We start from the raw sequence: 26,068 nt of genomic DNA, 5'->3' as shown, positions 1-26,068 counted from the left end.
GGATGCTTTGCGATCCCATTACCGCCAAGCAAACCTCCAAACGGCTCCGGCGTTAGGGTTGCGCTGGGGCCGTTTTTATTGTGCTGCAGCTTTAATCAGCCGCACATAGGTCCCGCTTTCGTGTAGCTCGAGCCAACCTTGCTGGATCGCGTACTTGATGCCGGCGCCAAACTCCGAGCCGCTACCCTTCAGGGTATAGAGAAACGGCGCGTTGATTTTCTCGATATGAACCCGGCCGTCCTGGACCGGCTCGGTGCTTGCCGCGAGCTGGATGATCTGGCGAGCGGCCGCCTCAGGATCGGCATAGGGACGTGCAGCAGCGAATTTGGTCATTGATTGCTTTAGCGCTCCTCGGTGGGATGGACCCATTTATAGGGAGTGATCTGCCTTGTCTCGGTTAGCTTGATCATGCGCGCGGGCAGCGCGTAGCGGGTGGTGCGGCAGGACCGGCACCTGAGAGAGGATTCCAGCTTCCAGAGCGGCGTATCTTTTGGCCGGCGGATGGCGTCGAGTGGCAGGCTCGCGCGAGCTTTGCAGCGGGCGCACTCAACCTCCAGCCAGGCAAGTCCGCCATTTAGGCATTGACCGATCGTCGGGGAGGGCTGGGCAGGGCCGCCGTAGCCTTCCATGCGAACGGACCATGCTTCGGCCTCCGCCCGGTCGGCTTCTCGAACGGCCTCTTGAGCACGCTCACGGGCTCCCCGGGCGTGGATCTTCGCCCCCATGATCCGGCCGCCCCAGATAACCTCTCGCGACTTGGTGCCCATGCGAGATAGATTCCGGCGAACTGAGCGGGAGGCAAGCCGCTAGGTTTTGAGGTGCTGCCGACAGCGCACACCTCACCTCGGTCAAGCGCGATCGGTGGGCCTATCCGTGCCAATCATCGTGTGGACTATGCTATCTACTCATTAAGCGACTGGCCGAATGACTCGGTAAACGCAAATGGACTTGACCGAATTCCGGCGATTTACGGATAAGGTCGCGATCGGTATCAGAAACCGAGAGGAGAATATCTTCCCTCTCAACTTCGTTTATAGGAACAGCCTTTGCTTGCTCTCGTTAGGCTGCACAGCAACCAGGAGTTCCCAATGAAAAAGATCATCATCGCCACCGCTGCCCTTGCCATGATGTGCGGCTCTGCCTTCGCTCAGGGCCAGACCAACCCTGCGGGTAATTCGAAGCCCGGCACGGAGCAGTCTGGCATGGAGAAAGGCTCAATGAGCAAGGGCACTACCGGCATGAGCAACGACGGCATGTCCAAGGAAGGCATGTCGAAGGACGGCATGAAGAAGGACTCCATGCAAAAACCGGGCATGAAGAAGGACGGAATGTCCAAATAGGCCAAACTCCTCACGGCTTACAACCGCGCTGCCTTGCCCAGCAGCGCGGTATATATTTGCTCAGTATGAACAGCCATCTTATCGGAGCTAGGAGAACACCCGAGAAAACCTGACCGGAGCTGAGACCGCCGCGGTGTCAGCTTCATCTTCGCTGGTGACCCGGTCCGAAAGTCTTGCCTGATAGATGCTATCGCCAATCGTCGATGATGTAGGCGCCGGGGCGGCAATAGCCGGGATCGTTATGTCTGTGCATCGTCACGCCCAGAATCTCGGTACGAAATCCGCGAGCGACCAGATGACGATAGGCTTCGTGGCGCGCCATGTTAGCACCAGCTAACACGTGCGACATCCGAGCAGCGACCGCCAACGCCTCGCACGCGTCGAGCAGCCGATGATAATTGTGTTCGGCCGATCGCGTGGCCCGTAGTGACACACCGCGAACGCTGCGACGCCACTGGGCATCTTCAACCAAAACAATGTCACCCAAACCTTGCGTATGCGTAGCGCCTCTCTCGCCGGACAGGTCGAGGCCAGGACAAACAGTTTCAGCTACTTCCCGGCCACGACCGGAGAGCTTCCTCTCGCTGCACTTTGCTTAACTCGCGTTTCCTGACGGCGATCATGTCGGCAAGGGCGGCGCGCCAAACGACAGCCGGATGGTTGCGTCGCCGGAGAAGAACTTTTGCTTATAGTCAGATGAGCCAAACGACGGAGCAAAAATGCATGGAAATGCGTGAGTGCATTTTCCTGCTTGGTGCTGCGGCTCTCTGGTCAGTGGCCGCCCGTGCTCAATCTATGGCACCCCCGCGGATCGCAATAGTTGTTCACTAGGTCAGGGCGCAGTCGATTCGTTCAAGGATGGCCTACGTGAGTTTGGCCTGATCGACAACAAAACCGTCATCTTAGTTGGAGGGCCGGATACCGTCGCGCGCATCGCTGTTGCGAAACAGATTTCCGATGCCATCGCAAGAAAGGTTGATCTGATCTTCGCGTCGGGCGCACTGGCCGGAACCCTTGCTAAGGATGCAACCAGCACGATTCCGATAGTCTGCATCACAGGCGATTTAGTGGCGGCGGGTCTAGTCAACAGCCTTTCAAAGCCGGGCGGCAACATCACAGGTATAAGCATCTTGACCGCGGAAGCGAGTGCCAAGCGGCTGGAGTTGCTGAAAGAACTTGATCCTGCTCTGACCCGAGTGGCTGTGTTTTTCAATCCCGATGACGCGACGTCCCCGCTTTCGGTCAAACCTCTTGAGTCTGCTGCACCAAAGCTATGGCTTGCTCTTGAGTTGATAGGAGTACGCGCGGAAAGAGACATCGAGGCTGGCATTGCCGCGGCAGTGCAAGCCAAATCGCAAGCGATCACTCTCACGAGCAACCCGCTTTTTGATGTCGGAGGAAAACAGATCGCCGCCTTTGCCTTAGAAAACAAATTGGCAACCATGAGTTTCGCTGATTCGTTCCCAAGAGCTGGCGGGCTAGTCTCTTACGGACCGCATATCCGTGCGGCTTATCGTCGGTCGGCCTTCCTCGTTTCGCGCATCCTGAATGGCACGAGCCCCGCAGAACTTCCTGTTGAACAGCCCACGAGGTTCAACCTTGTGATCAATTTAAGAACGGCGAAGGCACTTGGCCTAAGGGTTCCAGATATTCTGCTTACATCGGCCGATGAAGTGATCGAATGACTGAGCGCTTGCTCTTCGTCTTTCTCCGAAGCATCGGCTCACCCCGTGGCGTCCGGATGGTGGAGTACATCGGACTCGATTTGCTCACGTGGGTGGCTTCGCATTTTGGCCCTACGGCGACATTTGATCTGGTCTCGCAATATCAGGCAGCGAGGCGTTACCTTGCTTCGTAGCACCCACAATGGCAATACGGAAGCGGAGATCGCCGCAAGCCCGATGACGACGAATCCCAAGGTGACCAAGGATTCTTGCCACTGTGAGGCACCGTATCCGGCCGCGGTTATCGGAGAAAGGGCCGCGGTTCCGCGAACTGCGGCGATCGTTGTCATGACCCAATTGCAATATGTCCCGCCGAGCAGTACCCATTAAGCTACGCTGGTTGTTCGAGACGACAGCATCAGCTCGTTCCAGATCGCGCCGACGGTGAGAAGAAATATTCCGTTCATTACGCCTTCAAGATGGGCTGCCAGCGCCATACGCACGTTTGTGAAGTGTTGCTCAACGAGGCCAGTGAAGAGTCCGATCAAAAAAACAAAGACACTCCGTGGAAAAGAAGTCGTCGTCGATAGTGCATTTGCACCTCCAAAAATAACTGCCGACTGAACCCCCGGCGGGCTGAGAATTCTCGGATAGTAGAGGGTGAGCGAATGCTCGGCCAGCGATCGGTCGTACGATCATCGCGTCCGCTTCTGGTCATACGCCGCACACCAAACACGCCTCCGCCATACCGGCTACCTCTGGGAGATCGGACCCGGTTATCGCGTCTGAGCACCTTAGCCATGTCTGTCCAACATCCAGTGTGGTGGCTCGGAGAAGGCGGACCTGAGTCCGATGGCCCCATCAGAACGCGGGCCGGTAAATCGAGCGCAGTGCTGACGGGTTCACATATGCAGGCGCGGGAACTCAAAATGAACGTAATCTAGCCGGCCGCTCTGGTTTCGATCCCGCGCGGGAAAGCGGCCTCGGCATTCGATCCAAACCTCCAGATGCCGAGGACGCCGTATTGTTCACAAAGATACAGTCGTGGTGGGAGGTCGGATGTATAGTCGCGTTGCTGATTTGCGCCAACGTTTCGAAGCACTTGCTTCCAAGCTTTCCGAATTGGAAGAGATTCGACAAAAAGTAGCTCAAGCCGAAGATGAGGCTCGCGCAAAGCAGGGAACTAGCGTGACGCGAGATCGGTTGAATCCGGCGCCACAGCCAAAACAAGCGTAGGGGCATATTCGAGGAACCGGTATTTGCTTGCCGGCCTCTCGTTAACGGACCAAACGGGGCGTTGGTTCGGGTGCGATCATGGACAAAGAGCAATTAGGGCGGATGTCCATCGATGAACTGTGGGCCCTCCACACAGAGGTCGATGAGATCCTAGCCGCAAGAATAGTCGCCAAAAGGACAGAGCTCGAAAGGCGGCTTGCGCGACTCCAACCCGACCAAGACACAGGCCGACTAGCGCATGCTATCCGGAGCGGCTCTGATCCGTATCTGACCTAGGGCTCGGCCCCAATGGCGGGCAAGCTCAGCTGGAGGCCTTTTGCTTTCCAGGACGTCTCTTCTATGTCGCCTTTCGGCAGGGAAGCGGACGACGCGCGCCGTCTGCCGCTTTTCGTCCATCGGCGCTATGATGCCGGCGCTATGCCGATCTCCGCGGACACTCGCGCGGATTAATGTTGGGTCGGTTTCTCTTCGGTTTTGGCGATGTAGATAATCGAGGAGCTCCCCTCGCATATCCAGGACTTCTCCGCAGACCGGGCAGCGGAGGAAGTGCGCGCGACCGTCCCGGGGGCGTCCGGCCGATAGGCTTGCCTCCCCACCATCCGGCGATGCCGCGAAGCGGCAGGACGAGTTGCTCGTCGATGCGCCGCATGGCGTTGCCTGGATGAAGTCCTGCAGCGGCAGCCGGCACGCGCGCCGAAGTCCTCAAGCACTAAGTAGATGTCGCGGTCGAGGCGATCAGTTGGGACGATCGAGGGCGATGGACGGCTACGCTTACTCCGAAACGCAGTGGCGGAGAGACGGCCCCGACTTTGGGCAACGAGTGCTGAGGCGATCTGGCCGGGGCCGCTCCACCGGCTCGGCGGAGCCGGCGCAAAGTCAAATTGTTCTCGATGCCTTGTGTTCCATCTGCGCAAGGCCGAAATAGTGATTGCGACTCGGACGCAATGTCTTCGGAAGCTCTCGCTTCTCATTAGGTCAAGGCGGGCTCACTCAGCGTTGGACGGTGTAGAGAACCGCGCGGAATACGAACGAAAAGGCCTCAGCCGCTGTCTGGACGGCTGAGGCCAAGTTAGATCCTTGCGTCTGTTAACCGCGAGCAAGGCTTGGTCTAACGAGAAGCATCTCTCGCTAGTTCCTGGGTGGATATTTTTCTAAAGAAAGCCTGGCGTGTCGTATCAGATGGTACGTGTCCTGAGTCGGATCTGTTGCAGCATTGCGCTGAGCTACCCGCCAAAAAGATCGGCCTACGACAGGACTGGCCGCTCGACTGCGGGCTTAGGCTTCTTTCGGGAGATACGCGTGAGTAAGCTTCGTCGTCGCATTAAACACACTACCTCGTTCGCGCAGCGCCTCATTGAGGAAGCTGCCAAGTTCGAGAGGCCGCCGAGCGGTTGCCGCCGGGTACTGAGCGCGAACTTTTAATGAAGCGGGTCAGGCAAGCCGAGGCTGCTGTGCAAATCAATGATTGGCTGGCTGCACCCCAGTCCGCGCCGCCAGCTGCGCTCGGGCATGTGCTCGCAACGAAACACAGATAGGGCATTTCGTGAAGCTGCTGACCGAATATCTGGAGCGAGCGGTCCAGCTTGAAGGGTTGGCGCCGAATTCAACCTTCAAGTCTCAGCTGCTTCAACAAGCCGGCGCCTATCGGAAGCTAGCCACCAAGCGTGCGACAGCAGGTCGTGATTGCAGGCGCACATAGGGTGCAGCTCGAGCCAACCGCGTTCGACGGCGTACCTATGCCGGCGCCGAACCCCGAGCCGCTACCCCTGATGGTATAGAGGAATGGTGCGTTGAACTTTTCGGGTATCAGGCGTCAGTGCAGAACGTTCAGGAAGCGCGACCGCCAGCGGCAGATGCACGGTCGACGATCGAGGTGGTAACCTGCCATCAACGGGTGTCGCGGTATGATATGTCATCGCGGATTGGTGACGAATACCGCGGTACGCATGGGCATTGAGAAACCCGCCGGCTCCCAGGTCGGCGGGTTTTTCAATGGACTAGCCTTCCTGGCAGGTGATGCCGAGGCGGTCGCAGGTGAGTGCGAATGCCTCTTTTGATTTAGAATCTTCAAAACAGAACCTGGTGCCGATCTCCGCGCGGTCGGTCCACCAACCGACATTAGCTCCTTGCGCAAGGCGGGAGGCTTCGCCCCGTAACAAATCAAGTTGTTTCCCAGCGGCACGAACAATCAGGCAATTCTCCTTGGACATAAAACATTCTCCAATGGCAATTTGGACAGACATATTGTCGGTACAAAGCGGAAAACTGGCGGCGGGAACGTCAGCACGAAGGCCGCAGCGAAGAATATCGCTGCGGCCCGGGCAAGGTCAAAAGATACCGAGTAAACGATTTAAGTGAAATATGCAGCCAGCCCCGGTGACATCACGGTAGGCGCGGTGAGATATTCCCGCGCCAATCTTTGTGAATCAGGAGTTAAAAGATGCTTGGCGGCGATCAACGGTGCAGCAGTGAGCGACCCAAACGCTTCCAGGGCTGGACGTGAGGAGTAGCGCCGGGGCCGCGAGCGCGCCTACTCAACTTGCGCGCTGATGGATATTTCCGCAGAAAAATTCGGCGCGTCGTATCAGGTGATACGTGGCCGGAGATTAAGCGTGCCGCAATATCGGGCGCGTTGGGCTGCCCTCGGCCGATCCAAGATGCCGCCAGCAGGCCAACCTGTCGTCCGCGATCCGACTGTTCGTCCTCGACCAGGCACCGTGCCGCGGCAATCCAGACTCAGCAGCCGGCACCATAGTCATCCAGTGATGGAGCGCGAGCTCTGAGGCGGCCTTATTCTGCTGAATATAGCATCGTGCAATACCGCGCGTTAAACATCGGATTTAAAATAACCTACAATTAAATAAATTAAATGGACAAAGCTTTAAATTTGTATTAATTAGGGGTGCTTGGCGCCGGACGGACGCGTCAAGGACCTCCGAGAAGCGGTCCCGTCATCCTGCCCCCCTGCTTACGCCCCCAAGGATGTAGGGGCCGCTTCTTTGGCAAGTTGCGAGGCGAATCATGCGCTTCCTGTCATTGGGCGATTTTTTTCATCTCCGCCGCAACGGGCACACTCCTATTGGTTGAGATCGGAGTATTGATCATCGTGGGTGTGATCTGAGCCATTGAAAGAAGAACGTAGGGGCGTTCTGGGGTTAATTCAATCTCAGCGCTCCCCTGGCCACCAGACCGAAGGCGGGCGATCGGCCGAGATTTTCGTGGTGCGCAAGGCAATGAGGCAGAAGGCCGTCCCTGTGCCTCGGGGCAACCAGCGCATATAGCGCTCCAACTCGTCCTCGCCGCCCGGGGCGTTCCCTTTGTGCCGGATTCACAAATTTGAATCCCACGGGGCTTGCGCAACTGTTTCCCTCGCCATCGATCAGCCGCTCTGTGGTTTACCGATTAGGCCGCCGAAAGATTACATCATGTCGCCGCTGCGAGGAGCCGCACGTAAGTCCCGCTCTCGTGCAACTTGAGCCAACCTTTCTCGATCGCATGCTCGATGCCGGCGCCAAACTCGGCCCCGCTCGCTTTGAGCGCGTAGAGGAAGGGCGCGTTGATCTTCTCGATATAAATGCGCCCGTCTTGGACAGGTTCGATACTCGCGGCGAGCTGGCGGGCCGCCGCCTCTGGATCGGCATAGGGGCGTTCCGCGGCGAACTTGGTCATGATTCTCTAAAGCTCCTCACTGGTGTGGACCCACTTATACGGCGTAATCTGCCTTGTTTCGGTTAGCTTGATCATGCGGGCAGGCGGAGCGTAGCGGGATGTGCGACATGATCGGCATTTAACGGAAGCTTCCTGCTTCCAGAGCGGCGTGTCCTTGCACCGGCGGATGGCATTGAGAGGGAGGCTCGCGCGGATCTTGCAGCGGGCGCATTCGACCTCCAGCCAAGCGAGTCCGCTATTGAGGCATTGGCCGATCGTCGGTGAGGGCTGGGCAGGGCCCCCGTAGCCTTCCATGAGGACGGACCAAGCTTCGGCTTCCGCCCGGTCGGCCTCCCGAACGGCCGCCTCGGCGCGCTCACGGGCTCCTTGAGCGTGGATCTTCGCGCCCATAATCCGGCCGCTCCAGATGACCTCTCGCGACTTCGTGCCCATGCCCCATAGATTCCGGCGAACGTAGCGAGAGGCAAGCCGCTAGCCCTAGAGGGGTCCTGTGACATCGGGCCAAAAAGTTGGTCAAGGACCAGCGGTCGCGCGATCAAGACTATTTTCGAAATACCGAAAGTTTAGTTGCCCCGTCGGGCAAAACAGTGGTTCATAGGGCGCTGGCTCCGACCATGAGAGGAACAGCACAGTGACCGACGACGTCGAGGTATCTTCCGAACTGTCGAAAATTGCGAAGCTCAACGGAGACTTCCGTAGGAATTACGGCCCGCTGCTTGGGGCGTTCTTGTATCTGCGGTCCATCAGCGCCGCGCGCGGACGTTCTTGGTTTTGGGGCGGCCTGATTTCGTTAGTCGCCTCGACGGCGCTGGCCTGGCTTGCGCGGAACGGCGGGACGCTACTGTTCTTTCGACCTCATGAGTGAGCTCGTCGAGCCTAGCGAAACGCACCGCGCGGAGGCGAGGGAGGCCAGACCTACAAGCCGCCGCGTTTCTCCGACAAAGGCTTGCAGCACATTCGGCGGGGGCGCCGGGCTGATCACAAGTGCTGCCGGCAATCGCCGGATACCCGTGGGCCGTCGATGCGTGCACTCGCGCACTCTGTTTGATTGCTGTATCGCAGCGCCGCATCAAATCAGCGGAGTTGCCGAAGCTGTGGGTCTATTCCCCAATGGTCTCCAGGAGTGCACGGTGACCTCCACTATAGCGGAGACGGTGAGCACGCGACCACTCGATGTTCTCACGTTGACCAACATCCGGCCGGAGGGGGCTTGATTTTCACTTTTGCCTCGGATGGCTTCGACAGGAGCCCGCATTGCGGCATCCCGAGCGGCGTTGACGTCCGGCAAATCCTCGCCAGTGTCGTCAATGGTCAGGCCAGCGTCATCATTGAAATCAAAGAAGCAGCGCGGCATACTTCCGAGAACGGGCCGCGTGAAGGAGCGTTCCTGCAGCATCTTTAACCCAGAGCGCCGCTTGTGCTGAGATAATAGTCGATGAACCAAAAGCTCCCGTAGAGGCCGACCACAAGCAACAGCAGAATGCCGATCCCCATTAGCAGCCATTCTGTTTTGGAGGAAAAATCAAAGTCCCACATGGTGCCCACCGCCTGGCTCTAAAACACATCACCTTTGGACACGTTCCGTCCTTGCGTCCAATCTCGCGCGGGCTGCCAAGGACCGCTAAGGGTGACATGCGGCGGTGGGAAGCTGCGCTGGCCCATGTTCGGCCTACATCAAGCGAAAGGCCCCGAACACAGAAAACACACACCAGATTTCTACCTATCCCACGGAGCAATGAAACGATGGTCACCATAACTTTCCATTATTCCGGAATGATAGGTGCTTTCGGTTAGTTCCCGAGACTTCATGTAGACGAAGGCTGAGAGCGGCTTGCCGTCTCCAACGGGCTCGACCGTTATCTTCAAGCGCAAATTGCCCGGTTCGCCGATGGACTCAATTCGATCCAAACTCGGCAGCTGAAATTCTTCTATGCGGTAAACCTCACCCAGCACTTTGTGTCCATTCCCCGGCTCATTGAACATCATCGGTGCGAACCAGCGTCCGGCAATCAGAAGGGGAAGGCGCTGCTGCGTACGATAGATGCCAATGAATTGCGCTCCGCGAAGTCCGTGGTCGTGGAGTGGGTAGCCCCTTTTCAAAGTACCGAACACAAACAGATCTGCTAACATCTTCCTTTAACGCCTGCGGCTGATACAAGTTCTGCTTCTGGCCCTGAGCTGAACACCACGAGAGCTATCGTCATGTCTGCTGTTTGAGGAAAGCCGGACAACCTGACCGATTGGCCGACCGCTGCTTCTACCCTAATTATCCTGGCACTATCCAGCGGACACATACGTCAGGGTATGTTGTCCCATCTAGTTAATTGCGCGTCCAATCCCGGCCGAGCTCGCGAGCCGCGGGGCGTCTTATCGCTTTGATGACTTCTGTGACAACCTATTCGCACTGCGGCAACCGATGGAAGGGAGCTGATCATCTCTTTTGAGGAACCAATCCGGATCACTCGCATCAAATCAAATAGGTCCAATCTTGTTTGTGAGGTCACCATGTCGGCCAATCCTCGGAGCACTGCAAAGATCGCGAACCATCCTCTTCATCCGATGCTCATCCCGTTTCCAGTCGCCTTTTTGGTCGGTGGGTTTGTTACTGATCTAGCGTTTCTGGGGACGGGCGACGGCTTCTGGGCGAGGGCATCGATGTGGTTGATTGGCGCGGCAATTGTGATGGCGTTGTTGGCGGCGCTTGCCGGTTTCGCCGATTTCTTCAGCGAACCGCGCATTCGTGCCTTGTCGGACGCCTGGTATCACATGATCGGGAATCTGATGGCAGTCGTCGCTGCGGCGATCAACCTTGCGCTTCGGTACGGCCAAGGTGCCGAAGCCGCCATAAAGCCGTGGGGAGTGGCACTTTCCTTCGTCGTCGTAGGCATCCTCTTGTTTACCGGCTGGAAGGGGTGGGAAATGGTATATCGCCACAGAGTAGCCGTGCTGGACTCGCCGGCGCAGGCGGCTACGGATGCCCGGCCGCCAACCTCAGGAAGGCGACGCGCGGCTTGAGGTGACTGCCTGTTAAGATCAACGTCGCCACTTGGTTGATCAAGGAGCGGAATTCCCAAAGACGCTTCAGGGCCGAAAGAACCTCATGGACTCAAGCCGAACAATCTCAAGCCATCGAGATGTCGGCTATGGGAGATAAACGAAACGCTGGGCCAGACTGGCGTCCACCGCCGCTTATGACCGAACCGGACATAAGCCGATGCGAGGATGGCTGTAATCGCTAGACGAATGGAGTAATGTCAGGCCGTCGGGTAATCCTGCTTGAGGAAGGGTGCCGCGATGCAGCAGATTGAAGACTGGCTCGAAAAACTTGGCCTGTGCGGGTATGCGCAACGCTTCGCCGAAAATGGGATCAGCCTCGCAGCTCTCCGTCATCTGACCGACCAAGATCTGAAGGATATCGGTGTCCTGCTCGGGCATCGGCGGATAATGCTTGCAGCCATCGCCGATCTTGAGAGGGCCGCCGAATCGACAGCTCATCCTGTTGCCGGCTCGGAGGCGAAACCTCCCGAGGGCGCCGAGCGCCGTCAGGTCACCGTAATGTTTTCCGACCTGGTCGGCTCGACGGCGCTCTCAGCGCGCATGGACCCGGAGGATTTGCGCGAGGTGATCACCGCGTATCAGAACTGCGTCGCGGAGAGCGTACGTCGCTTCGGCGGCTTCGTTGCTAAGTACATGGGTGACGGTGTGCTCGTCTATTTCGGGTATCCGCGAGCGCACGAGGATGACGCCGAGCAAGCCGTGCGGGCGGGATTAGCGGCGATCGCCGCAGTTGGCGCGCTCAAATCGTCCGTTTCGCTGCAAACCCGCGTGGGTATTGCGACCGGCGTGGTGATCGTCGGCGATCTGATCGGATCGGGAGAGGCTCAGGAGCGCGGCATTATCGGAGAAACGCCAAACCTTGCCGCACGCCTGCAAGGCATCGCTGAGCCGAACACCGTGGTCATCGCGGAGGGCACGCGAAGGCTCTTGGGCAACCTGTTTGAACTTGAGGACCTCGGGACAAATAATCTCAAAGGCATCGCTGGGCCGGCGGCGGCTTGGGCCGCGCTGCGACCAAACTCGGCCGAGAGCCGCTTCGACGCGCTGCACGGGAGTCGTCTCACGGCTCTCGTCGACCGCGAAGAAGAACTGAAATTGCTGCTTAGGCGCTGGTCGAGCGCAAAGGCCAGCGAAGGCCAGGTCGTGCTCCTCTCGGGCGAGGCCGGCATCGGGAAGTCGCGGCTCACGGCCGCGCTGCTGGAATGCCTTGCCGGGGAGCCGCACACGCGACTCCGCTATTTCTGCTCCCCACAGCACACAGATAGCGCTTTTTATGCAATCATCGGTCAGATGGAGCGGGCTGCCGGCTTCAGGCACAACGACACAGCGCTAGTAAAGCGTGACAAGCTTAATGCCGTCCTTGCGCAGACCTCGTCCTCGATCGAGGACTTCGCGATTTTTGCCGAGATGCTGTCCCTTCCGAACGATAGCCGTTATCCCGCACTTGAATTAACCCCACAGCGCCGGAGGGCAAGAACGCTGGAAGCCCTGGTGTCGCAACTGGTGGCCCTAACGCGCCAAAATCCCGTGCTGATGATCGTCGAGGATGCCCATTGGGCCGACCCTACGAGTCTGGAAGTTTTCGGCAGGGTTGTAGATCGGATCCAGAGCCTTCCGGTGCTGATGATCGTGGTGTTCCGGCCGGACTTCGATCCGCCGTGGATTGAGCAGCCCTTTGTGACTGCATTGCCACTCAACCGGTTGACGCAGCGCGACGTCCGAACCCTGATCGACCGTGTCGTCGGCGGCAAGCCGCTGCCGGCGAAGGTTCAGCAGGACATCATCGAGCGCACCGACGGCATCCCACTGTTCGTCGAGGAGATGACGAAGGCCGTGCTGGAGGCAGAGAGCGAGGGCGATGCGCAACGGATCGCCGCCGCGGTCCCGACGCCCGCTCTGACGGTCCCGGCGAGCCTGCATGCGTCGTTGATGGCGCGGCTCGATCGCTTGGGTGCGGCCAAGGAGTTGGCGCAGGTCGGCTCAGCGATCGGCCGGGAGTTCTCGCATTTGATACTGGCTGCCGCGATGCGCATGTCTGAGACGGAGCTCTTGTCGGCGCTGGATCAGCTCATTGCGAGCGGCCTGGTGTTTCGGCAGGGCGTGCCGCCCCATGCGGCCTACCTGTTTAAACATGCGCTGGTGCAGGACGCGGCCTATGGCACCCTGCTACGCGAGCCCCGGCGCGCGCTGCACGCCCGTATCGCCGAAGCACTTGAAAACCAATTTCCCGAGCTCGTCGAGAGCCGACCGGAACTCCTGGCGCGCCACTGCACCGAGGCCGGGCTGATAGAAAAGGCCGCGGGGCTGTGGGGAAAGGCGGGCCAACGGTCGCTGGCACGCTCGGCGCTTGTCGAAGCCACAGAGCAGCTAACAAGGGCTCTCAGCCAGATTGCGAGCTCGCCGGGCACTCCCGCGCTGCGACGCGAAGAAATCAGGCTTCAAGTCGCGATTATAACTCCGCTCCTGCATGTGAAAGGCTATGCGTCACCGGAAGTCAAGGCGGCTGCGGAGCGCGCGCGTCTCCTAATCGAACGAGCTGAAACCCTAGGGGAGGCTCCCGACGACCCCCTGCTATTGTTTTCCGTCCTCTACGGCTTCTGGACCGCAAGCTATGTCGCATTCAACGGTGACATGATGCGCGAGGTTGCGGCGCAGGTTCTGACACTCGCAGAAAAGCAAGGGGCCATAGTGTCGCTAATGCTCGGGCATCGCCTTATGGCCAATTCTCTACTGGTTACGGGAGACATCGCAGAAAGCCGACCCCACTACGATCAGGCCATCGCGCTGTATGATCCTGCCGCGCATAGTCAGCTTGCGACGCGGTTTGGCCAAGACGCCCAAGTTTCCGCCTTGTCCTATCGAGCGATAGGTTTGTGGCTGCTTGGCTATCCCGAAGCCGCGGGCGCAGACACCGAGCGCGCGCTCAAGCATGCGCGCGAGATCAACCAACCTGCAACTTTATTGTTTGCGTTGCTCCATGGATCGTTGACCGATATTCTGTGCGGATATTACGCGGCAGCCAATGCGAAAGTTGATGAGATTGTCACGTTGGCGGATGAAACGGGCTCGTTCTTTTGGAAGACGGCCGGAGTGATGAACCGAGGCTGCGTGTTGATCTTAAACGGCAACGCCCACGACGCGGTCCAAATGATGACCTCCGCAATCACTGCGTACCGATCAACCGGATCAACGCTTTGGATGCCGTGGTACTTGGCAGAACTGGCGAGGGCCTATGCTCAGCTTGATCGCTTCGATGATGCTTGGCGCTGCATTGGCGAAGCGATGGCGGCGATAGACAGTACCAAAGAAAGGTGGCGTGAAGCTGATATCCACCGTATCGCGGGCGAAATTGCGCTGACGACGCCCGTGCGGGATGCCGCTAAAGCGGAAGCCTACTTTGAGCGCGCGCTCGTGATCGCCTGCGAGCAGAAGGCAAAATCCTGGGAGCTACGGGCAGCGATAAGCATGGCACAGCTCTGGCGCGACCAAGGTAAGCGGGACGAGGCGCGCGAGCTGCTCGCTCCGGTCTTTTGTTGGTTCACCGAAGGCTTCGGCAGCCGCGACCTGAAGGAAGCGAAGTCGCTGCTCGACGAGCTCACGCGATGAATGAGGCGCGACTTCCGGGTTTGGCCTTTGTTTTAGGAGTCAGAATGCCGCCCTGACGGGAGCGGTTCAAGGCTGGACAGCCCTGGAATGCCGCTTTTGACCCATGCGGACATCAGGAACGCCCGAACCCTCTATCACCGCTCCCGCTGCGAGTCTCTTCCACGGGGTATCGACCGGGACATGTGAGTATCGTGCCGTTGCAGGTGCAAATTGCGTTTCAGGAGGACCGTCGCATGATCGATAGACGAAGCCTCGTTACTAGTGCAATCATCGCTATGCTCGAACCGCGATGGGCCAGTGCGCAACGATCAGGAAAAGTATGGCGAGTTGTTTTCTTTTCGGTTGCGGCTGGTCCGAACCATCTTGCGGATTCCTTTAGGCGAGGATTGAAGGAGCTTGGCTATGTTGAGGGACACAATCTTTCGATCCAGTACCGTTGGATGGCTGGTCATGAGAGCCGCTACGACGAGGTGGCGCGCGAGTTGGTCGAAAGCGAGCCGGACGTGATTGTCACAGCCGGCCATCCTCCGGCTGTTGCCGCTAAGAAGGCCACATCACAGACACCAATCGTCGCGCTCGCCGTTGTTAACCCGGTAGGAGGTGGCTTAGCTGCCAGCATCTCCCATCCCAACGGCAACTTGACCGGCTTTTCTTTGGAGGTCACGCCCGAAACGAACGCGAAAATGCTCCAGCTTTTGCACGAGGCAGCTCCTAAAATCACTCGAATTGGTGTGCTTTGGAACTCTGCAAATCCTGGCAGCCGTTTCTACCTTGAGGCCGTGGAGCAAGCAGCGCAATCAGAAGGGCTTATTCTCAACGTTTACGATGTACGGCGAGCGGAGGACATCGATGTTGTGTTCCGTTCAGTACGCGGAAGCGTCGAGGGCCTCATTGTTTTCCCGGAGGGACTTCTATGGACGTACCGCCGCGATATCGTTGATGCTGCGCGGGAAGCACAACTAGCGACGATCTTTGGTTATCGCGATGCTGCTGAAATGGGAGCCCTGATGAGCTATGGCCCCGATCTCGTCGATCTTTTCAAGAGAGGCGCAGCCTATGTGGACAAAATCATCAAAGGCGTCAAACCGGCCGAGCTTCCGATTCAACAGCCGGCCAAATTTGAGTTGGTAATCAATTTGAAAACAGCCATCGCCCTGCATGTAGGTGTGCCTCCAACGTTGCTCGCTCGCGCGGATGAGGTGATTGAATAAGCAGGTAGCCCGCGCGGTGTATGAGTTCGCAATTGGCCCTTAGCTTGCTTCTCTGTTTGAAGGCGCTGACGTCAAATCGGCCTCCAAACATGGGGCCACACCTATCCAGCGGTTCGGGCGGCAAGGTCAATTAGGCTCGGGCTCACATGGAATAACCGGGGTTAATCAAGTTGGTCATCAGGCGCACGATACGCCAGGCGATGGTGGCGACCAACGACCAGAAAGTGTTTCGCACCCACGGACCAAACGGCAGCGTCCCGATGCCAGCGTGGTGGCGTCTCGCCGCGCACACTCTGGATGCTGCTTGCGAACCGCCTGATCGAGGACGAACCACAGACGACCGTCACGACGCCTTCACTCACTACCATCCGCATGCGCTTGAGCAAGGCTGGCCTAGACATCTTCAACGACCCGGATGAAATCCTTGAACACGCTCGCGCTCATAGCGGCTGTCACCAACCCGGCTTCGGCACATGGCGCAATCAAGGCGCAAGGACGAACTATAAAGTGTTTGTTAACGATCGTGGCCGACTGTATCGGTCATTAGTATTGAATGATTTCGATTCGAGTTCTAATGCGGTGCCGATAGAGCGGCTTTTGCTCCCAGGCTATTGCATCGATCTCCGAACATCTTTGGTGTCGCGCTCCCAAATGGGTGGAGCTTATGAGCTGGGACAAGCGGAAGGCCAAGCGCGTCAAATTCGAACATGAACATCGCGCGACCCTCTTGGGTGCTGACGGAACGTGGCGGCGCGACTGCGTGCTGCTGGACTGCTCCGAAACCGGAGCCCGACTCCGCGTGGAAGGCTCACCAGATGTTCTCAGAGCGCGCCACTTTTTCTTATTGTTGTCGCAGACGGGTTTGGCGTTTCGGCGGTGTGAGCTAGTCCGTCTCGATGGAGTTGAGGTTGGCGTCCATTTTGTGAGCGGTTCAGCGGCCGTTTGAGTTCGCGATGGGGGTCTCAGGATCGCTCAATGGAATAGAACTGCTCCGGACTATTCCCGTCATTGACGCGGAAACGCTTCTGTCTTGCGAAGGCAAGGAAGTGCTTTTTCGGGACGGGCATGGCTTCCTACTGTACCTCAGCAAAGAATCATTTTCTGCACCGACCGAAGAGCGGCTTCTCAGGCTGGTAACACGCGAAGCTCTGGTTTCGTTAAACGAGGAGTCACAAGATCGCAGATCGTTCTGGGGCTAGGTGCTCGCTTCAGTGATACGGCGAGCATTCCCGCAGCACGATCTTGCGCGGGCGCCGGGAGCATCGGCTTTGGCACAAAGAGACGGCCGTCCGGAACGCCGGCAAGCTCTCAATAGCACCAAAGCGCTGCCAATTAGCAGCGCAGGCCGCTAGACCGGAAGAAGCTTGCGGCCGATTGGATCGCGCTGGCGCAGGGAGCTGACCCGCGCGGGTTTTGAGCGGCTGGCGCCGTCCGCGCAGTTCCGTTCTTTGGAGCCGACGTTGCCGTGCTCGGTTGGACTGATCGTAAATATATATCGGAGTGCGATAGATGATGCCGCACCGCCCAAGAGTGAAGCAGAGCCCGCTCCCTTGAAGAACGAATGGCCGAACTGGCCAATAAGCTCAAAGAACAGGCCACTCAGTTGCCCGCCGGAGCGGAACGCGAGAGGCTGATAAAGCGAGCCAGGATTGCGGAAACCGGCGCGCATCTTAGTGACTGGATTCGCTCCCCCGGCTTACAGCGGCCAGAGTGATGCGAGCATCGTGTCGGGCTGGATCGAACTGACATGACGACGCCGTTGAAGCCAATCCTCGCAGGGATAGTGTCCATGACCTGCTACTTCGACTCGGTACGCCTGATGACATTGCGTCGGCGGCGATCTATCTCGCAAGCGACGAGGCCAAATTCATGACGGGACAGGTCCTTGCGCCGAACGGCGGATTGTACATGAGCCAGTAGAGGCGGCGCGATTTTGCGTGCGCTTTTAAATGCGGCCGCCGTAATTGGCAGCCTCTCGATCGCCGCCTGTTGCCGTTTGCGGGCCCCAAGCTCCGAATATGCTTCGTCTGTTTGTGAGTAGGGAAGGGACAAACCGCAACGGGTAAATCGATCGTGTTTGGAGAGAGCGTTGCTTGGTGTCCCAGACGTCTCGGTTGCCAAGGAAATGAAATTGGAACGAGCGCGCCTCGTTCATCGCGCCGTTCTCAAGGAGGCGAGCGAGCTTTCTAAGTATCAACCTCTGCATTGCGAAGGTCGATGCCAGGCGTTTCACGCGAGACTGAGCGGGCTTGAAGATATCTCCGAGCAAAAAGAAAGTCTAAGCCGCGTCCCTTTTTTCGAGATGCTTGCTTTGACGTTCTAGCCGGCTTTTCCAGCGTTGTAGGTACCACACGCGCGACGGCGCCGAGCGAAGACACAAGAACTTCACGTTGCGCTGCAAGCCAGTGCGCATCGGCTTTTCCGTCCTCGGCAACCGCCTTTAATCCAGAGATGATAGGCGCGCTCGCGAATTACTTGTTCGAGATCGGTCGCGTTGCAAAACTCCTTTTGGCCCCCGGAGCAGAGTGGCTGTCTCCAGTTAGCAAATTCTAAACAGGAGTTTGGAGCGAGCTAAATGTCGCGCGGACATTAGCGCGTCCGACACCCCGAGCGTGCTGCAAGCTCAGCACGAGCAAGAGCCACATCATTCGCATTCGGCAGTCGCGCGTCTATGGCATCCCTCGCGCAAGCGGTAGCACCGTCCAGACTGAATATGGCAAGCTCCTGCAATTCTGTAAGATCATTCACGTCTTTGCGCCGCCAAATACGAACAATAGCGCTTTTTGGAATCCCATCTAGAAGGAGCCACTGCACTTTGTCTCCGAAGACGTTGCCCGCCCCCAGCCATTCTGCCGTTGATCCGGTCTTGCGGTTTTTACTTGCGGTCTTGAATGAAAGGGCAGCTAAATTTCCTTCATCCATGAATTCCACCGTATAGCCGGCAGGTCCAGGGCATACCCAATACCCGAACTCAGGCTTCGAATGATCCTTACAGGTCGGTCCCCTAGCCGGTGAGAACCATACCTTGCCCCGCGTAGGCGGTTTGGCATCTTCGTATCGAAATTGAACTTGCGACAGGGGCGCAAACTCCAACGTTTCAGCCTGCTCATTCCACGTGATGGGCCGCTTGCAGGCGAGACGCTCGACCGTCGATAGTTCGTCGGATTGGCCACACAGCTCACCAGAAACATTCAACCAGATTTTCGACGAGGTCGATCCCCGCTCCACAATCATTCCATATGCCGACTGATCTATTTTCTGCTTTGCATGACCGTTCGGTAGTGAGACATAGATTGCTATCGCGGCGCCATGATTGCCGCCGAATATCGTCTCGGCTCCTTCGCACTTACCTCGTCCCTCGTCGATAGCCCAGAATTCGCGATATGGCGCGAGCGTTCCGCGTTCGATGGATGGCTCAGAGAAATTCTTCCCGTTCAATCTCCTGCAGAGATCAGCCATGCCGCTGAGGTGCGACCGAACCTCTTGGGGCAAATCCGGCTCTCCGGAAGTGGCGCCACAAAGCACCGAAATGGCTAGGCTCCCCGCCACGAGGCTGATCCACGGCTTCATAGTATCGTTCCTCAATTTGCTCTTTTGCGGCTTATTGCTCGGCATAGGTCGCGTGGATGATCTTCTGGAATTGTGAAGTGCCAGCTTTTGCGCCACGTCAGCGATGAGTGCGCGCTTGTGCGGCCACGGTCTGCGAGTTCAAATATGAGCCACGATCGCCGATGCCGTTCGTTGTGACCACGTAAGCAGCGCATAGGCATGTTGCGATTAAAGATCCCTTTGGGATCCATCCCATCCTAGGGGAGCGGTCCGCTTGGCTACCGGCGAGTGACCGGGCACTCTTCATCGCAGTCCGATGGGCGATGAGCGCAACAATTGACATCATAACGCCGAGCAGCGTCAGAAAAGCGAACACGGACGCTGCTCCGTAGGGGTCGGCACCCATCACGCGGACTACCGTAGCCAAGACCCCCAATTTAACCAGAGCTAGGCTGGACATATTTGCCAGAACAGTACCACGCACCCACATCATCCGACCGCGCGCCCCTGCCGCTGTATTGTAGGCATTCCGAACAGCCACATCCAAGGTAGAAAGGAGCTCTTCGGACACCGCGTTCGAGAATTCCGCGCGAACTTGTGAAACTGCCGGCGCCGAACGGGAGACCGCCGCAGCCAGAATGGCCTTGGTCAATGCGGTGCCGTCTGTAAGCTCTATAATCCGACGAGGGTCGCGCTCGTTCAAAATGGCCTGAACGCGCCCATCCAACAAGTGATCGAGGACAGGGGGCATCAGTGGAACTAAATCATCACGGCCAATCGTATGGACATCAAAAGATAGGCCTGCGACAGAGTACGTCCGACAACTATAAGGAAGACTTGACGTCGCGCGGTACACAACGTGGCCCGGCGACGCGACGCAGTCAAAAGGGCTCATCTCGGATTGGGCAAAGAGTGTACGAGGCGTGACCGCATTGACGTCGGCAAGGATACCGTCTTTGTCAGCGTCTGCTAGATGATATGCAGCTTGGATCTTAGCTGTGATTTGCGCCTCATGCATGTGCGTGAAAAAACCAGTTGAGCTGCAGGTCTGGCAAGGTATTCGCGTTGTGCTGTAACAGTGATAACAGGGCACCTTACCGGATCCGTAGCACCCCCCGCAGTTTTGCCAGACTGTTCCCGAATTGCCGTGATGATATTGACCCCGAGATCCGGCACATGACGGACATACAGCCTTTCCCCAAGTGCAATGATAGCAATGCGTGTCACCATGGCCTCGGCACGCGCCGCATGCTTCGTGGTAATACCAACTCACCTCGAAGTCGCGAACCGTCTTCTTTGTGCCGTCCTGATCCAAAAGGATCTTGCCGTGTGGCTGCCACGCTGCCTTAAGCCGATCAGCTTCCCGTTGGCTGGCTATGGCTCCATCTAACTGCTTCCTGGAAATCGCGTCTAAATCATCGTAGCTCTTGCAGTAGGAAGAGTTCGAAGGGTGAATTGCTCCGACGTCCGATCTCGGATTTCTGATCCAGCCTAGTGCCAAGTCGACGGTAATATGGCCCGCTACGCGTCCACACCTGTACTCGCCTCGTTCAATCGTGGTGTCATCCGCGACGTTTCCCCGCATCAACTGTTCGATACGGTGATCTAAGGCGTCCCGAGCTTCGAATGACATAGACGATTTCCAGCAATAAGGCCGCGATGTGCGGGAAGAGATGCTCAATGCAGGATATTTATCAGGCGAACATTGCCGTCGAGTTGATCTCAGAATCGAAAACTGGACCGATCGCAAAGAAATCGTTAGCCAACCTTGTTTCAGGTTACGGCTAACTTTCCTAACCAGACAGAAACCACATGGGGCTAACCTCCGATGCGCCTTGGCAGCCCTAGCGGCCGCTTCAGCCTTGCTCGGCCTTCTTTGCCTGCTACGCCGCGAGCCACGTCTTCTCCTCCTCAGCAGGCCAAGCCTTCGCCTCGGCAGCGGTGGGGGGTCTTCGGCCGCAATCTTGCCCTTCGCCAAATCAAGCGGTTGCCGAAGGCACGCCATAAAGTTCGTGCTGAAGCGTCAGTTCGTCGTCGCGCCGGACTTCGGCGTCGGTATTGCCTGCGGCCTGTTGCAAGGGCTTTCCTGGGCACGCCAAGAGAGCCGTGACGGAGTAGTCGATGCCCTTAACTAGGGCGTGTACTCATAAAATCGCGCGCTTAGTTTGGGTTCTCCAAGATGCCTGCTCATCCCTTAGCAGCGGCACAAACAACAGACATCGTTGACGGTCGCCGTTGGGCCAGAAGAAGAAATCGAGAGCTCACTCGATTGTCCTGTCGGCACGAGAGAGTAGCATCGGCGGCATTTCGACACCTAGCGTTCTTGCTGTCTTGAGATTGATAACCAGTTCGAACTTTGTTGGCTGCTCAACAGGCACCTCGGCCACCTTTGCGCCTCGTAATAGTCTTGCGACCTGACGCGCGCATTGGTCGAAGACCGTGCTGAGGCGGGGACCGTATCCCATCAGTCCGCCTTCTTCCGCTTGCTCGGGCCACTGCAGAATGGCGGGCAGGCGGCGGAGGGCCAGTCGATCGCGGATCAGGTACTGGAATTTCGATGCCAGGATCGGCGAAGCCAGCAGGTTGACGGCCTCTACCCTTTCGACCTTCATGGCGTCAATCACACGGATGAGATCTTCCTCGGATCGCGCGGCGAACGGAACGATCTCGACGCCGAGCCTCTTGGCGGCACCTTCGAGCGCACTCATGTTTGGTATCGGCAGGCGGTCGGCGAGAGCGGCTATTCGCCGGGTACCCGGCAATGCTTCACGCAGCAACTCCAATCGCTTCGCGTCGAGCTGGAACGCAAAGATGGCGACACCAGTAGTGTTACCTTCGGGACGCGGCATCGAGGCGACAAGCTTGCTGGCAAGCAAGTCGTCCGCGATCACCACGATCGGAATGCGCTGCGTTGCTTTCTGTGCGGCACGCCCTGCTTCGGCTCCGATCGCCATCAGCACATTTGGGCTTGCCTCGGTCAGTTCAACGGCCGCACTGGCATAAGAAACGGCAGCCACGCTTTCGCCACGGCTGTCGATCTCAAGGTTGCTGCCTCTGACAAAGCCCGCTCTGCCCAGCTCATCGAAGAAGCTCAGCGGTACCGGCCCCAATGCCGCAACGCGATATCGCCGGCCAGCCCGCTGTGCGCGGGCTTCGAGCGGCAATGCCGCAGCGCCAGCAATCAGCGTGATGAACTCGCGCCGCTTCATGGGAGATCCGGGAACATCTTGCCGGGTTTCAGTGTAACACGTTGGAGGCGAGGATTGGTGTCGGCTTCGGGGTCAAAAGCGGCGCTCAGCCTTCAGTCGGGCGACGTCCGGCTTCCCTCAGACAGCAGACATAACAATGGCTCTCGTGGCGTTCAGCTCAGGGCCATCAGAGGAAGTGACGGCCCGCGCGGCGCGGTGAAGTGGACGTACATTAAACGTCGCCTCCCCGGCTGCTACTATGACGGCTACGGGCAGTACATTTGTCCGGGCGATATCCTTGCCGGTGTTGATCAGCCGAGATCAGACGGCGGTTCGCAGCCGCCGTTCTCCTTATGCTCCGGCAAAACCTCCGCTTCGTCGGCGGCCCTCGTGAGTTTGTAAGATGGCCAAGACGCCCATCGCGCGGCGGCGTCTACAATCTGAGACTGGGACCTGAGTTGCAGCTTTTGCAGCAGCTTCTTCCGCTGTTCGCCAACTTGATCAGCTCTTCCGCCGATTTGAGCCGCAATGGTGCGGTCAGAGCAACCTCGGGCTAAGCGCCGCAAGAGGCGCTTCTCCCGTGGGCTCAAAATGGGAATACTGCCCTCGATCACTGCGTAATCTCTGCTAATTCAGAAGCGCTGAACTCGGGGAGCAACCCCGGATCATGCTCCTTCCGTCACCACGAGACCGTTCACTTTTGACCACAGCCGTCATCGCGGATGCAATTCGCTCATGCGCAGCAAGTGCGGACGAACCGATCATAATTCGGTAGAAACGGTCCTATGACCGACCAAATTGCTGATGTACAGGTTGCTATGCAGTATTTGACCTGGGCTTTAGAAAAGATCGAAGCGGTGGGCAACCAGGAAGCAGCCGCCCACGCCCGTATAGCCTTGGAGGCGCTGCGCAAGGGTTCAGATGGTAAGACTGAACAATCAGCTTCGGCCTAGCACAGCAAGCCCTTTCACCGCCCGTAGCCGACGTGGCAATGGGCCCCCTTGTTCGGCTGAGGGCCAAAGACCTGCCACTCGCTTCAGGATTTCGGACGCTGGCGCGACTTAAGATGGTTGATCATCCAGCTGAAGTGCCGCAACCAGTGCCGGCACTCCGCGATGTTCGCCTGGTTCTGCTGCACAAGCCGCTTGCTCTCCGAAATCGCGTCGTCGGCTCGGTCCAGCAGTGCGGCCAAGTCTTCGTCCATGGGAGCTGGTCGTCCTCAGTTCTTGGTTGCTCCCGGGAGATCGGCAATCCGTCCGCTTCGCTTACCGCACTGCACAAAATGCCCCGTCGCGGCGACGTTCACTGCCGTCAAGACGGCCCTAGCGCCATCGAAAGGATCGCGAGGAGACCAATGGCGGCTATTGCCCAAGCCAGAAGATGCATCATCCACGTGGAGCGATGAATGGCCATTGCCTGCTCCTCCGGTGCAGCTCAACGCAGGCAACTATTCGGTTTGTGAGGCTGTTTGATCTAGGACGCGGACTCATTAAGGCGCAGCCATAGTCTGATTGACGCGAGTTGAACGAATGCGAGATAGTTGGCGGCGAGCCTATCGTAGCGCGTCGCCACCCGACGACATTGTTTGATCCTGTTGAAGAACCGCTCGACCTGGTTGCGAGCACGATAGAGATAGGGGCTGAAGCAGATCGGATCGCTGCGATTGCTTTTCGGCGGGATGTTGGCCCACGCGCCCTTCTTCATGGCAAGCTCCCTTATCCAGTCCGCATCATAGCCACGGTCAGCAAGCAGCATTGACCCGGATTTCAGACGAGACAGCAGTTTTCCGGCGAGTCGAACATCATGGGCCTCACCCGGGCTCAGCGCCAGCCGTACCGGCAGACCATTGCGATCGACCACCGCATGGATTTTGCTCGTCAAGCCGCCGCGGGACCTTCCCATCGATTGGCGCTGGTTTCTTGTGATGCAGGCTCCATGCTGATGCACGCGGACAATGGAGGTGTCGATCATCTGGACAGCGGCATCATGGGCAGTGGCAAGCGCTTCTATGATGTGGTCCCAGACACCGGCCCGCCGCCACCTAACGAAGCGGTTGTAGCAAGTGGTGTATGGGCCAAACGCCGTCGGCAGATCGCGCCAGGGTGCTCCTGATCGGAGGACCCAGAAGATGCCATTCAGGACCCGTCTGTCGTTCACCCGAGGAACGCCACGCGGCTTGTTCGGCAGCATCGGCTTGATAGCGGTCCATTCACCGCATGATTCGAGCCCCCAGTTCGGGAGTTGAATCACGGTAGTCCGGCCAGACGCAACGCTCCTGGCCCGCTCTTGGTACGGCGCTTACGGACAGGAGCGGACATCAACTGGTCCTCAATCTTCGACAAATGCGTCGAAATGACCCAAAGCCGTCCTGCGCCTGCGCGGCATTTGCGACGCAGCATTTGCATCCGCAGAGTGCGACCACTATGGGGACGTGATACTGTGCCGTCTCGTCCTCAAGCTCAGATGAGGATCGAATGAAGCGGCGGAAGTTCATAGCGGCTACGGCGGCACTGCTCGTTTCGCCAAGACGTTCGTGGGCGCAGGCGACCTCTCGCCGGGTCGGCACGCTTGGCAACGTTCAAAATTTGCCGATCCTCAAAGTGTTCGACGAAAGCCTGCGCGGTCACGGCTGGATCGAAGGCAAGAACCTGATCATTGACTACCGATATTTCGAGGGCCACGCCGAGCGCATACCGGGGCTAGCGGCCGAACTCGTCGCCCTCAAGCCCGATCTGCTTATCGCCACCAACACACAAACAGCCGTCGCCCTAAAATCGGCGACCGCCAGCATTCCGATTGTATTCGTGGCGGTGGCCGATCCCGTCCGGCTTGGCCTCGTCGAAAGCCTGTCGCGTCCCGGCGGCAACATGACGGGTCTATCACTCTTCGCGCCCGGAAACTTCACCAGCAAAGCGATACAAACCCTGCTTGAAATAGTTCCTACCGCCTCGAAAATTGCGAACTTGGTCAACCCGAGCAATCCATTTCATATGCTTACCGTAGCCGAGGAGTTGCCCCAAGTTGCCCGAAACCTGGGTGTGGCTCTCCCGGTATTTGAGGCGACCACGGCCGAGGAAATCGACATCGCATTTGCCTCGGCCGCAGCCCAGCACGCCGATGCAATAAATGTCTTTGGCGATACCTTGACCGTTAACAACGCCCCACGAATTATCGCGCTGGCGACGAAGCATCGCCTGCCCGCGAGCTATCTCTACCGACAATTCGTCACCAATGGCGGATTGATTTCATACGGCCCCAGTATAGCCGATTTGTATCGTCGTGCAGGCGTCTACGTCGATAAGATCCTCAAAGGCGCCAAGCCCTCCGATCTGCCGGTTGAGCAGCCGACCAAATTCGAGTTGGTGATCAATTTGAAAACGGCCAAAGCGCTCGGCCTTAATGTGCCGCCCGCGCTGCTCGCTAGCGCCGACGAGGTGATCGAATAGACGCGCTGTTTGCTGCCAGCGCATGGGTCCGGTTATGGCCCATCGCGACATATTGCGCTGCCGCCCGAAGTCGGTCGCTATAGGGGCAAAGCAGACATCGCT

26 protein-coding genes and 1 pseudogene are annotated in these 26,068 nt (G+C 58.1%); 13 read left to right on the top strand and 14 right to left on the bottom strand.

Translation table 11 applies throughout. From position 1 onward, the window contains the following. Positions 1-75 precede the first annotated feature (75 nt). Positions 76-333, bottom strand: coding sequence for a hypothetical protein (locus tag NLM27_RS41865; protein WP_254149181.1), 258 nt, complete (start codon positions 331-333; stop codon positions 76-78). An 8-nt stretch (positions 334-341) separates the two neighbouring features. Further along, entirely contained in the window at positions 342-767 is a 426-nt protein-coding gene (locus tag NLM27_RS41860) for a hypothetical protein (RefSeq protein ID WP_254149180.1), read from the bottom strand. Between the two features lie 321 nt (positions 768-1,088). On the opposite strand from NLM27_RS41860, the gene NLM27_RS41855 reads away from it, so the two are divergent. Next, positions 1,089-1,340 carry a pentapeptide MXKDX repeat protein gene (locus NLM27_RS41855; RefSeq protein ID WP_254149179.1) on the top strand — a complete coding sequence of 84 codons (252 nt, stop codon included), beginning with the start codon at positions 1,089-1,091 and terminating at the stop codon, positions 1,338-1,340. A gap of 187 nt (positions 1,341-1,527) precedes the next feature. Here the strand turns inward: NLM27_RS41855 and NLM27_RS41850 are convergent, their stop codons facing one another. After that, positions 1,528-1,827: a hypothetical protein gene (locus NLM27_RS41850; protein ID WP_254149178.1), complete on the bottom strand. Its 300-nt coding sequence runs from the start codon at positions 1,825-1,827 to the stop codon at positions 1,528-1,530. A gap of 250 nt (positions 1,828-2,077) precedes the next feature. Here NLM27_RS41850 and NLM27_RS41845 point away from each other — a divergent pair, with 250 nt between their 5' ends. Both NLM27_RS41845 and NLM27_RS41840 read left to right on the top strand, forming a co-directional pair. After that, on the top strand, positions 2,078-3,025 hold the full coding sequence (locus tag NLM27_RS41845) for an ABC transporter substrate-binding protein (RefSeq protein WP_254149177.1): 948 nt from the start codon (positions 2,078-2,080) through the stop codon (positions 3,023-3,025). Positions 3,026-4,063: 1,038 nt separating this feature from the next. Continuing rightward, complete coding sequence (locus NLM27_RS41840) at positions 4,064-4,240, top strand: hypothetical protein (protein WP_254149176.1); 177 nt, start codon at positions 4,064-4,066, stop codon at positions 4,238-4,240. 1,997 nt (positions 4,241-6,237) lie between these two features. Here the strand turns inward: NLM27_RS41840 and NLM27_RS41835 are convergent. From NLM27_RS41835 to NLM27_RS41825, 3 genes are all read right to left on the bottom strand, one after another. After that, entirely contained in the window at positions 6,238-6,450 is a 213-nt protein-coding gene (locus NLM27_RS41835; RefSeq protein ID WP_254149175.1) for a hypothetical protein, read from the bottom strand. Positions 6,451-7,663: 1,213 nt separating this feature from the next. After that, a complete protein-coding gene (locus NLM27_RS41830) occupies positions 7,664-7,909 on the bottom strand; it encodes a hypothetical protein (RefSeq protein WP_254149174.1) in 246 nt (81 codons plus the stop codon). Positions 7,910-7,915: 6 nt separating this feature from the next. Next, entirely contained in the window at positions 7,916-8,341 is a 426-nt protein-coding gene (locus tag NLM27_RS41825; protein WP_254149173.1) for a hypothetical protein, read from the bottom strand. A 199-nt stretch (positions 8,342-8,540) separates the two neighbouring features. On the opposite strand from NLM27_RS41825, the gene NLM27_RS41820 reads away from it, so the two are divergent. Further along, the gene (locus tag NLM27_RS41820) at positions 8,541-8,774 is read left to right on the top strand and encodes a hypothetical protein (protein ID WP_254149172.1); all 234 of its coding nucleotides are present in this window, start codon (positions 8,541-8,543) and stop codon (positions 8,772-8,774) included. 204 nt (positions 8,775-8,978) lie between these two features. Here the strand turns inward: NLM27_RS41820 and NLM27_RS44265 are convergent, their stop codons facing one another. Continuing rightward, on the bottom strand, positions 8,979-9,197 hold the full coding sequence (locus NLM27_RS44265) for a hypothetical protein (RefSeq protein WP_375142360.1): 219 nt from the start codon (positions 9,195-9,197) through the stop codon (positions 8,979-8,981). On the opposite strand from NLM27_RS44265, the gene NLM27_RS41815 reads away from it, so the two are divergent. Then, positions 9,120-9,311 carry a hypothetical protein gene (locus tag NLM27_RS41815; protein ID WP_254149171.1) on the top strand — a complete coding sequence of 64 codons (192 nt, stop codon included), beginning with the start codon at positions 9,120-9,122 and terminating at the stop codon, positions 9,309-9,311. The genes NLM27_RS44265 and NLM27_RS41815 overlap by 78 nt on opposite strands. 314 nt (positions 9,312-9,625) lie before the next feature. Here the strand turns inward: NLM27_RS41815 and NLM27_RS41810 are convergent, their stop codons facing one another. After that, complete coding sequence (locus tag NLM27_RS41810) at positions 9,626-10,039, bottom strand: gamma-glutamylcyclotransferase family protein (RefSeq protein ID WP_254149170.1); 414 nt, start codon at positions 10,037-10,039, stop codon at positions 9,626-9,628. A 375-nt stretch (positions 10,040-10,414) separates the two neighbouring features. Here NLM27_RS41810 and NLM27_RS41805 point away from each other — a divergent pair, with 375 nt between their 5' ends. From NLM27_RS41805 to NLM27_RS41785, 5 genes are all read left to right on the top strand, one after another. Continuing rightward, positions 10,415-10,924, top strand: a complete 510-nt coding sequence (locus tag NLM27_RS41805) for a DUF2231 domain-containing protein (protein WP_254149169.1) — start codon at positions 10,415-10,417, stop codon at positions 10,922-10,924. A gap of 279 nt (positions 10,925-11,203) precedes the next feature. After that, the gene (locus tag NLM27_RS41800) at positions 11,204-14,572 is read left to right on the top strand and encodes an adenylate/guanylate cyclase domain-containing protein (RefSeq protein WP_254149168.1); all 3,369 of its coding nucleotides are present in this window, start codon (positions 11,204-11,206) and stop codon (positions 14,570-14,572) included. Positions 14,573-14,805: 233 nt separating this feature from the next. Next, positions 14,806-15,783: an ABC transporter substrate-binding protein gene (locus NLM27_RS41795; protein WP_254149167.1), complete on the top strand. Its 978-nt coding sequence runs from the start codon at positions 14,806-14,808 to the stop codon at positions 15,781-15,783. Positions 15,784-16,080: 297 nt separating this feature from the next. Beyond that, complete coding sequence (locus NLM27_RS41790; protein WP_254149445.1) at positions 16,081-16,494, top strand: hypothetical protein; 414 nt, start codon at positions 16,081-16,083, stop codon at positions 16,492-16,494. Next, the gene (locus NLM27_RS41785; protein ID WP_254149166.1) at positions 16,448-16,729 is read left to right on the top strand and encodes a PilZ domain-containing protein; all 282 of its coding nucleotides are present in this window, start codon (positions 16,448-16,450) and stop codon (positions 16,727-16,729) included. Before NLM27_RS41790 ends, NLM27_RS41785 begins: the two co-directional genes overlap by 47 nt. Positions 16,730-17,131: 402 nt before the next feature. Here the strand turns inward: NLM27_RS41785 and NLM27_RS41780 are convergent, their stop codons facing one another. After that, the gene (locus tag NLM27_RS41780; RefSeq protein WP_254149165.1) at positions 17,132-17,452 is read right to left on the bottom strand and encodes a hypothetical protein; all 321 of its coding nucleotides are present in this window, start codon (positions 17,450-17,452) and stop codon (positions 17,132-17,134) included. A 134-nt stretch (positions 17,453-17,586) separates the two neighbouring features. On the opposite strand from NLM27_RS41780, the pseudogene NLM27_RS43705 reads away from it, so the two are divergent. Next, positions 17,587-17,703, top strand: a pseudogene (locus NLM27_RS43705) (SDR family oxidoreductase); the annotation flags it as partial. A gap of 669 nt (positions 17,704-18,372) precedes the next feature. Here the strand turns inward: NLM27_RS43705 and NLM27_RS41775 are convergent. From NLM27_RS41775 to NLM27_RS44260, 3 genes are all read right to left on the bottom strand, one after another. After that, a complete protein-coding gene (locus NLM27_RS41775) occupies positions 18,373-19,353 on the bottom strand; it encodes a hypothetical protein (protein ID WP_254149164.1) in 981 nt (326 codons plus the stop codon). Positions 19,354-21,593: 2,240 nt separating this feature from the next. Continuing rightward, entirely contained in the window at positions 21,594-22,541 is a 948-nt protein-coding gene (locus tag NLM27_RS41770; protein WP_254149163.1) for an ABC transporter substrate-binding protein, read from the bottom strand. Between the two features lie 290 nt (positions 22,542-22,831). Beyond that, positions 22,832-23,134, bottom strand: coding sequence for a LuxR C-terminal-related transcriptional regulator (locus NLM27_RS44260; protein ID WP_375142348.1), 303 nt, complete (start codon positions 23,132-23,134; stop codon positions 22,832-22,834). Between the two features lie 171 nt (positions 23,135-23,305). Here NLM27_RS44260 and NLM27_RS41765 point away from each other — a divergent pair, with 171 nt between their 5' ends. Beyond that, positions 23,306-23,473 (top strand): hypothetical protein, encoded by a 168-nt coding sequence (locus tag NLM27_RS41765; RefSeq protein ID WP_254149162.1) that lies wholly within the window; start codon positions 23,306-23,308, stop codon positions 23,471-23,473. Positions 23,474-23,556: 83 nt separating this feature from the next. Here the strand turns inward: NLM27_RS41765 and NLM27_RS41760 are convergent, their stop codons facing one another. Together NLM27_RS41760 and NLM27_RS41755 are read right to left on the bottom strand one after the other, a co-directional pair. Continuing rightward, on the bottom strand, positions 23,557-23,712 hold the full coding sequence (locus NLM27_RS41760; protein WP_254149161.1) for a hypothetical protein: 156 nt from the start codon (positions 23,710-23,712) through the stop codon (positions 23,557-23,559). A 281-nt stretch (positions 23,713-23,993) separates the two neighbouring features. Next, positions 23,994-24,767, bottom strand: a complete 774-nt coding sequence (locus NLM27_RS41755) for an IS5 family transposase (RefSeq protein ID WP_309144824.1) — start codon at positions 24,765-24,767, stop codon at positions 23,994-23,996. Between the two features lie 227 nt (positions 24,768-24,994). Here NLM27_RS41755 and NLM27_RS41750 point away from each other — a divergent pair, with 227 nt between their 5' ends. Then, on the top strand, positions 24,995-25,966 hold the full coding sequence (locus tag NLM27_RS41750; RefSeq protein WP_254149160.1) for an ABC transporter substrate-binding protein: 972 nt from the start codon (positions 24,995-24,997) through the stop codon (positions 25,964-25,966). Positions 25,967-26,068 lie beyond the last annotated feature (102 nt).

Source organism: Bradyrhizobium sp. CCGB12 (assembly GCF_024199845.1).
Lineage (GTDB): Bacteria > Pseudomonadota > Alphaproteobacteria > Rhizobiales > Xanthobacteraceae > Bradyrhizobium.
This window is presented reverse-complemented; position numbering and strand designations above follow the sequence as displayed.

Excerpts from the sequence above, each read along its gene's own strand:
- NLM27_RS41860 (WP_254149180.1), bottom strand. The coding sequence starts at position 767 with ATGGGCACCAAGTCGCGAGAGGTTATCTGGGGCGGCCGGATCATGGGG.
- NLM27_RS41855 (WP_254149179.1), top strand. The coding sequence starts at position 1,089 with ATGAAAAAGATCATCATCGCCACCGCTGCCCTTGCCATGATGTGCGGC.
- NLM27_RS41805 (WP_254149169.1), top strand. The coding sequence starts at position 10,415 with ATGTCGGCCAATCCTCGGAGCACTGCAAAGATCGCGAACCATCCTCTT.
- NLM27_RS41765 (WP_254149162.1), top strand. The coding sequence starts at position 23,306 with ATGACCGACCAAATTGCTGATGTACAGGTTGCTATGCAGTATTTGACC.
- NLM27_RS41750 (WP_254149160.1), top strand. The coding sequence starts at position 24,995 with ATGAAGCGGCGGAAGTTCATAGCGGCTACGGCGGCACTGCTCGTTTCG.
- NLM27_RS41835 (WP_254149175.1), bottom strand. The coding sequence starts at position 6,450 with ATGTCCAAGGAGAATTGCCTGATTGTTCGTGCCGCTGGGAAACAACTT.
- NLM27_RS41770 (WP_254149163.1), bottom strand. The coding sequence starts at position 22,541 with ATGAAGCGGCGCGAGTTCATCACGCTGATTGCTGGCGCTGCGGCATTG.
- NLM27_RS41810 (WP_254149170.1), bottom strand. The coding sequence starts at position 10,039 with ATGTTAGCAGATCTGTTTGTGTTCGGTACTTTGAAAAGGGGCTACCCA.
- NLM27_RS41825 (WP_254149173.1), bottom strand. The coding sequence starts at position 8,341 with ATGGGCACGAAGTCGCGAGAGGTCATCTGGAGCGGCCGGATTATGGGC.
- NLM27_RS41865 (WP_254149181.1), bottom strand. The coding sequence starts at position 333 with ATGACCAAATTCGCTGCTGCACGTCCCTATGCCGATCCTGAGGCGGCC.
- NLM27_RS41790 (WP_254149445.1), top strand. The coding sequence starts at position 16,081 with ATGCTGCTTGCGAACCGCCTGATCGAGGACGAACCACAGACGACCGTC.
- NLM27_RS41775 (WP_254149164.1), bottom strand. The coding sequence starts at position 19,353 with ATGAAGCCGTGGATCAGCCTCGTGGCGGGGAGCCTAGCCATTTCGGTG.
- NLM27_RS41780 (WP_254149165.1), bottom strand. The coding sequence starts at position 17,452 with ATGCGCGCCGGTTTCCGCAATCCTGGCTCGCTTTATCAGCCTCTCGCG.
- NLM27_RS41830 (WP_254149174.1), bottom strand. The coding sequence starts at position 7,909 with ATGACCAAGTTCGCCGCGGAACGCCCCTATGCCGATCCAGAGGCGGCG.
- NLM27_RS41840 (WP_254149176.1), top strand. The coding sequence starts at position 4,064 with ATGTATAGTCGCGTTGCTGATTTGCGCCAACGTTTCGAAGCACTTGCT.
- NLM27_RS41800 (WP_254149168.1), top strand. The coding sequence starts at position 11,204 with ATGCAGCAGATTGAAGACTGGCTCGAAAAACTTGGCCTGTGCGGGTAT.
- NLM27_RS41785 (WP_254149166.1), top strand. The coding sequence starts at position 16,448 with ATGAGCTGGGACAAGCGGAAGGCCAAGCGCGTCAAATTCGAACATGAA.
- NLM27_RS41795 (WP_254149167.1), top strand. The coding sequence starts at position 14,806 with ATGATCGATAGACGAAGCCTCGTTACTAGTGCAATCATCGCTATGCTC.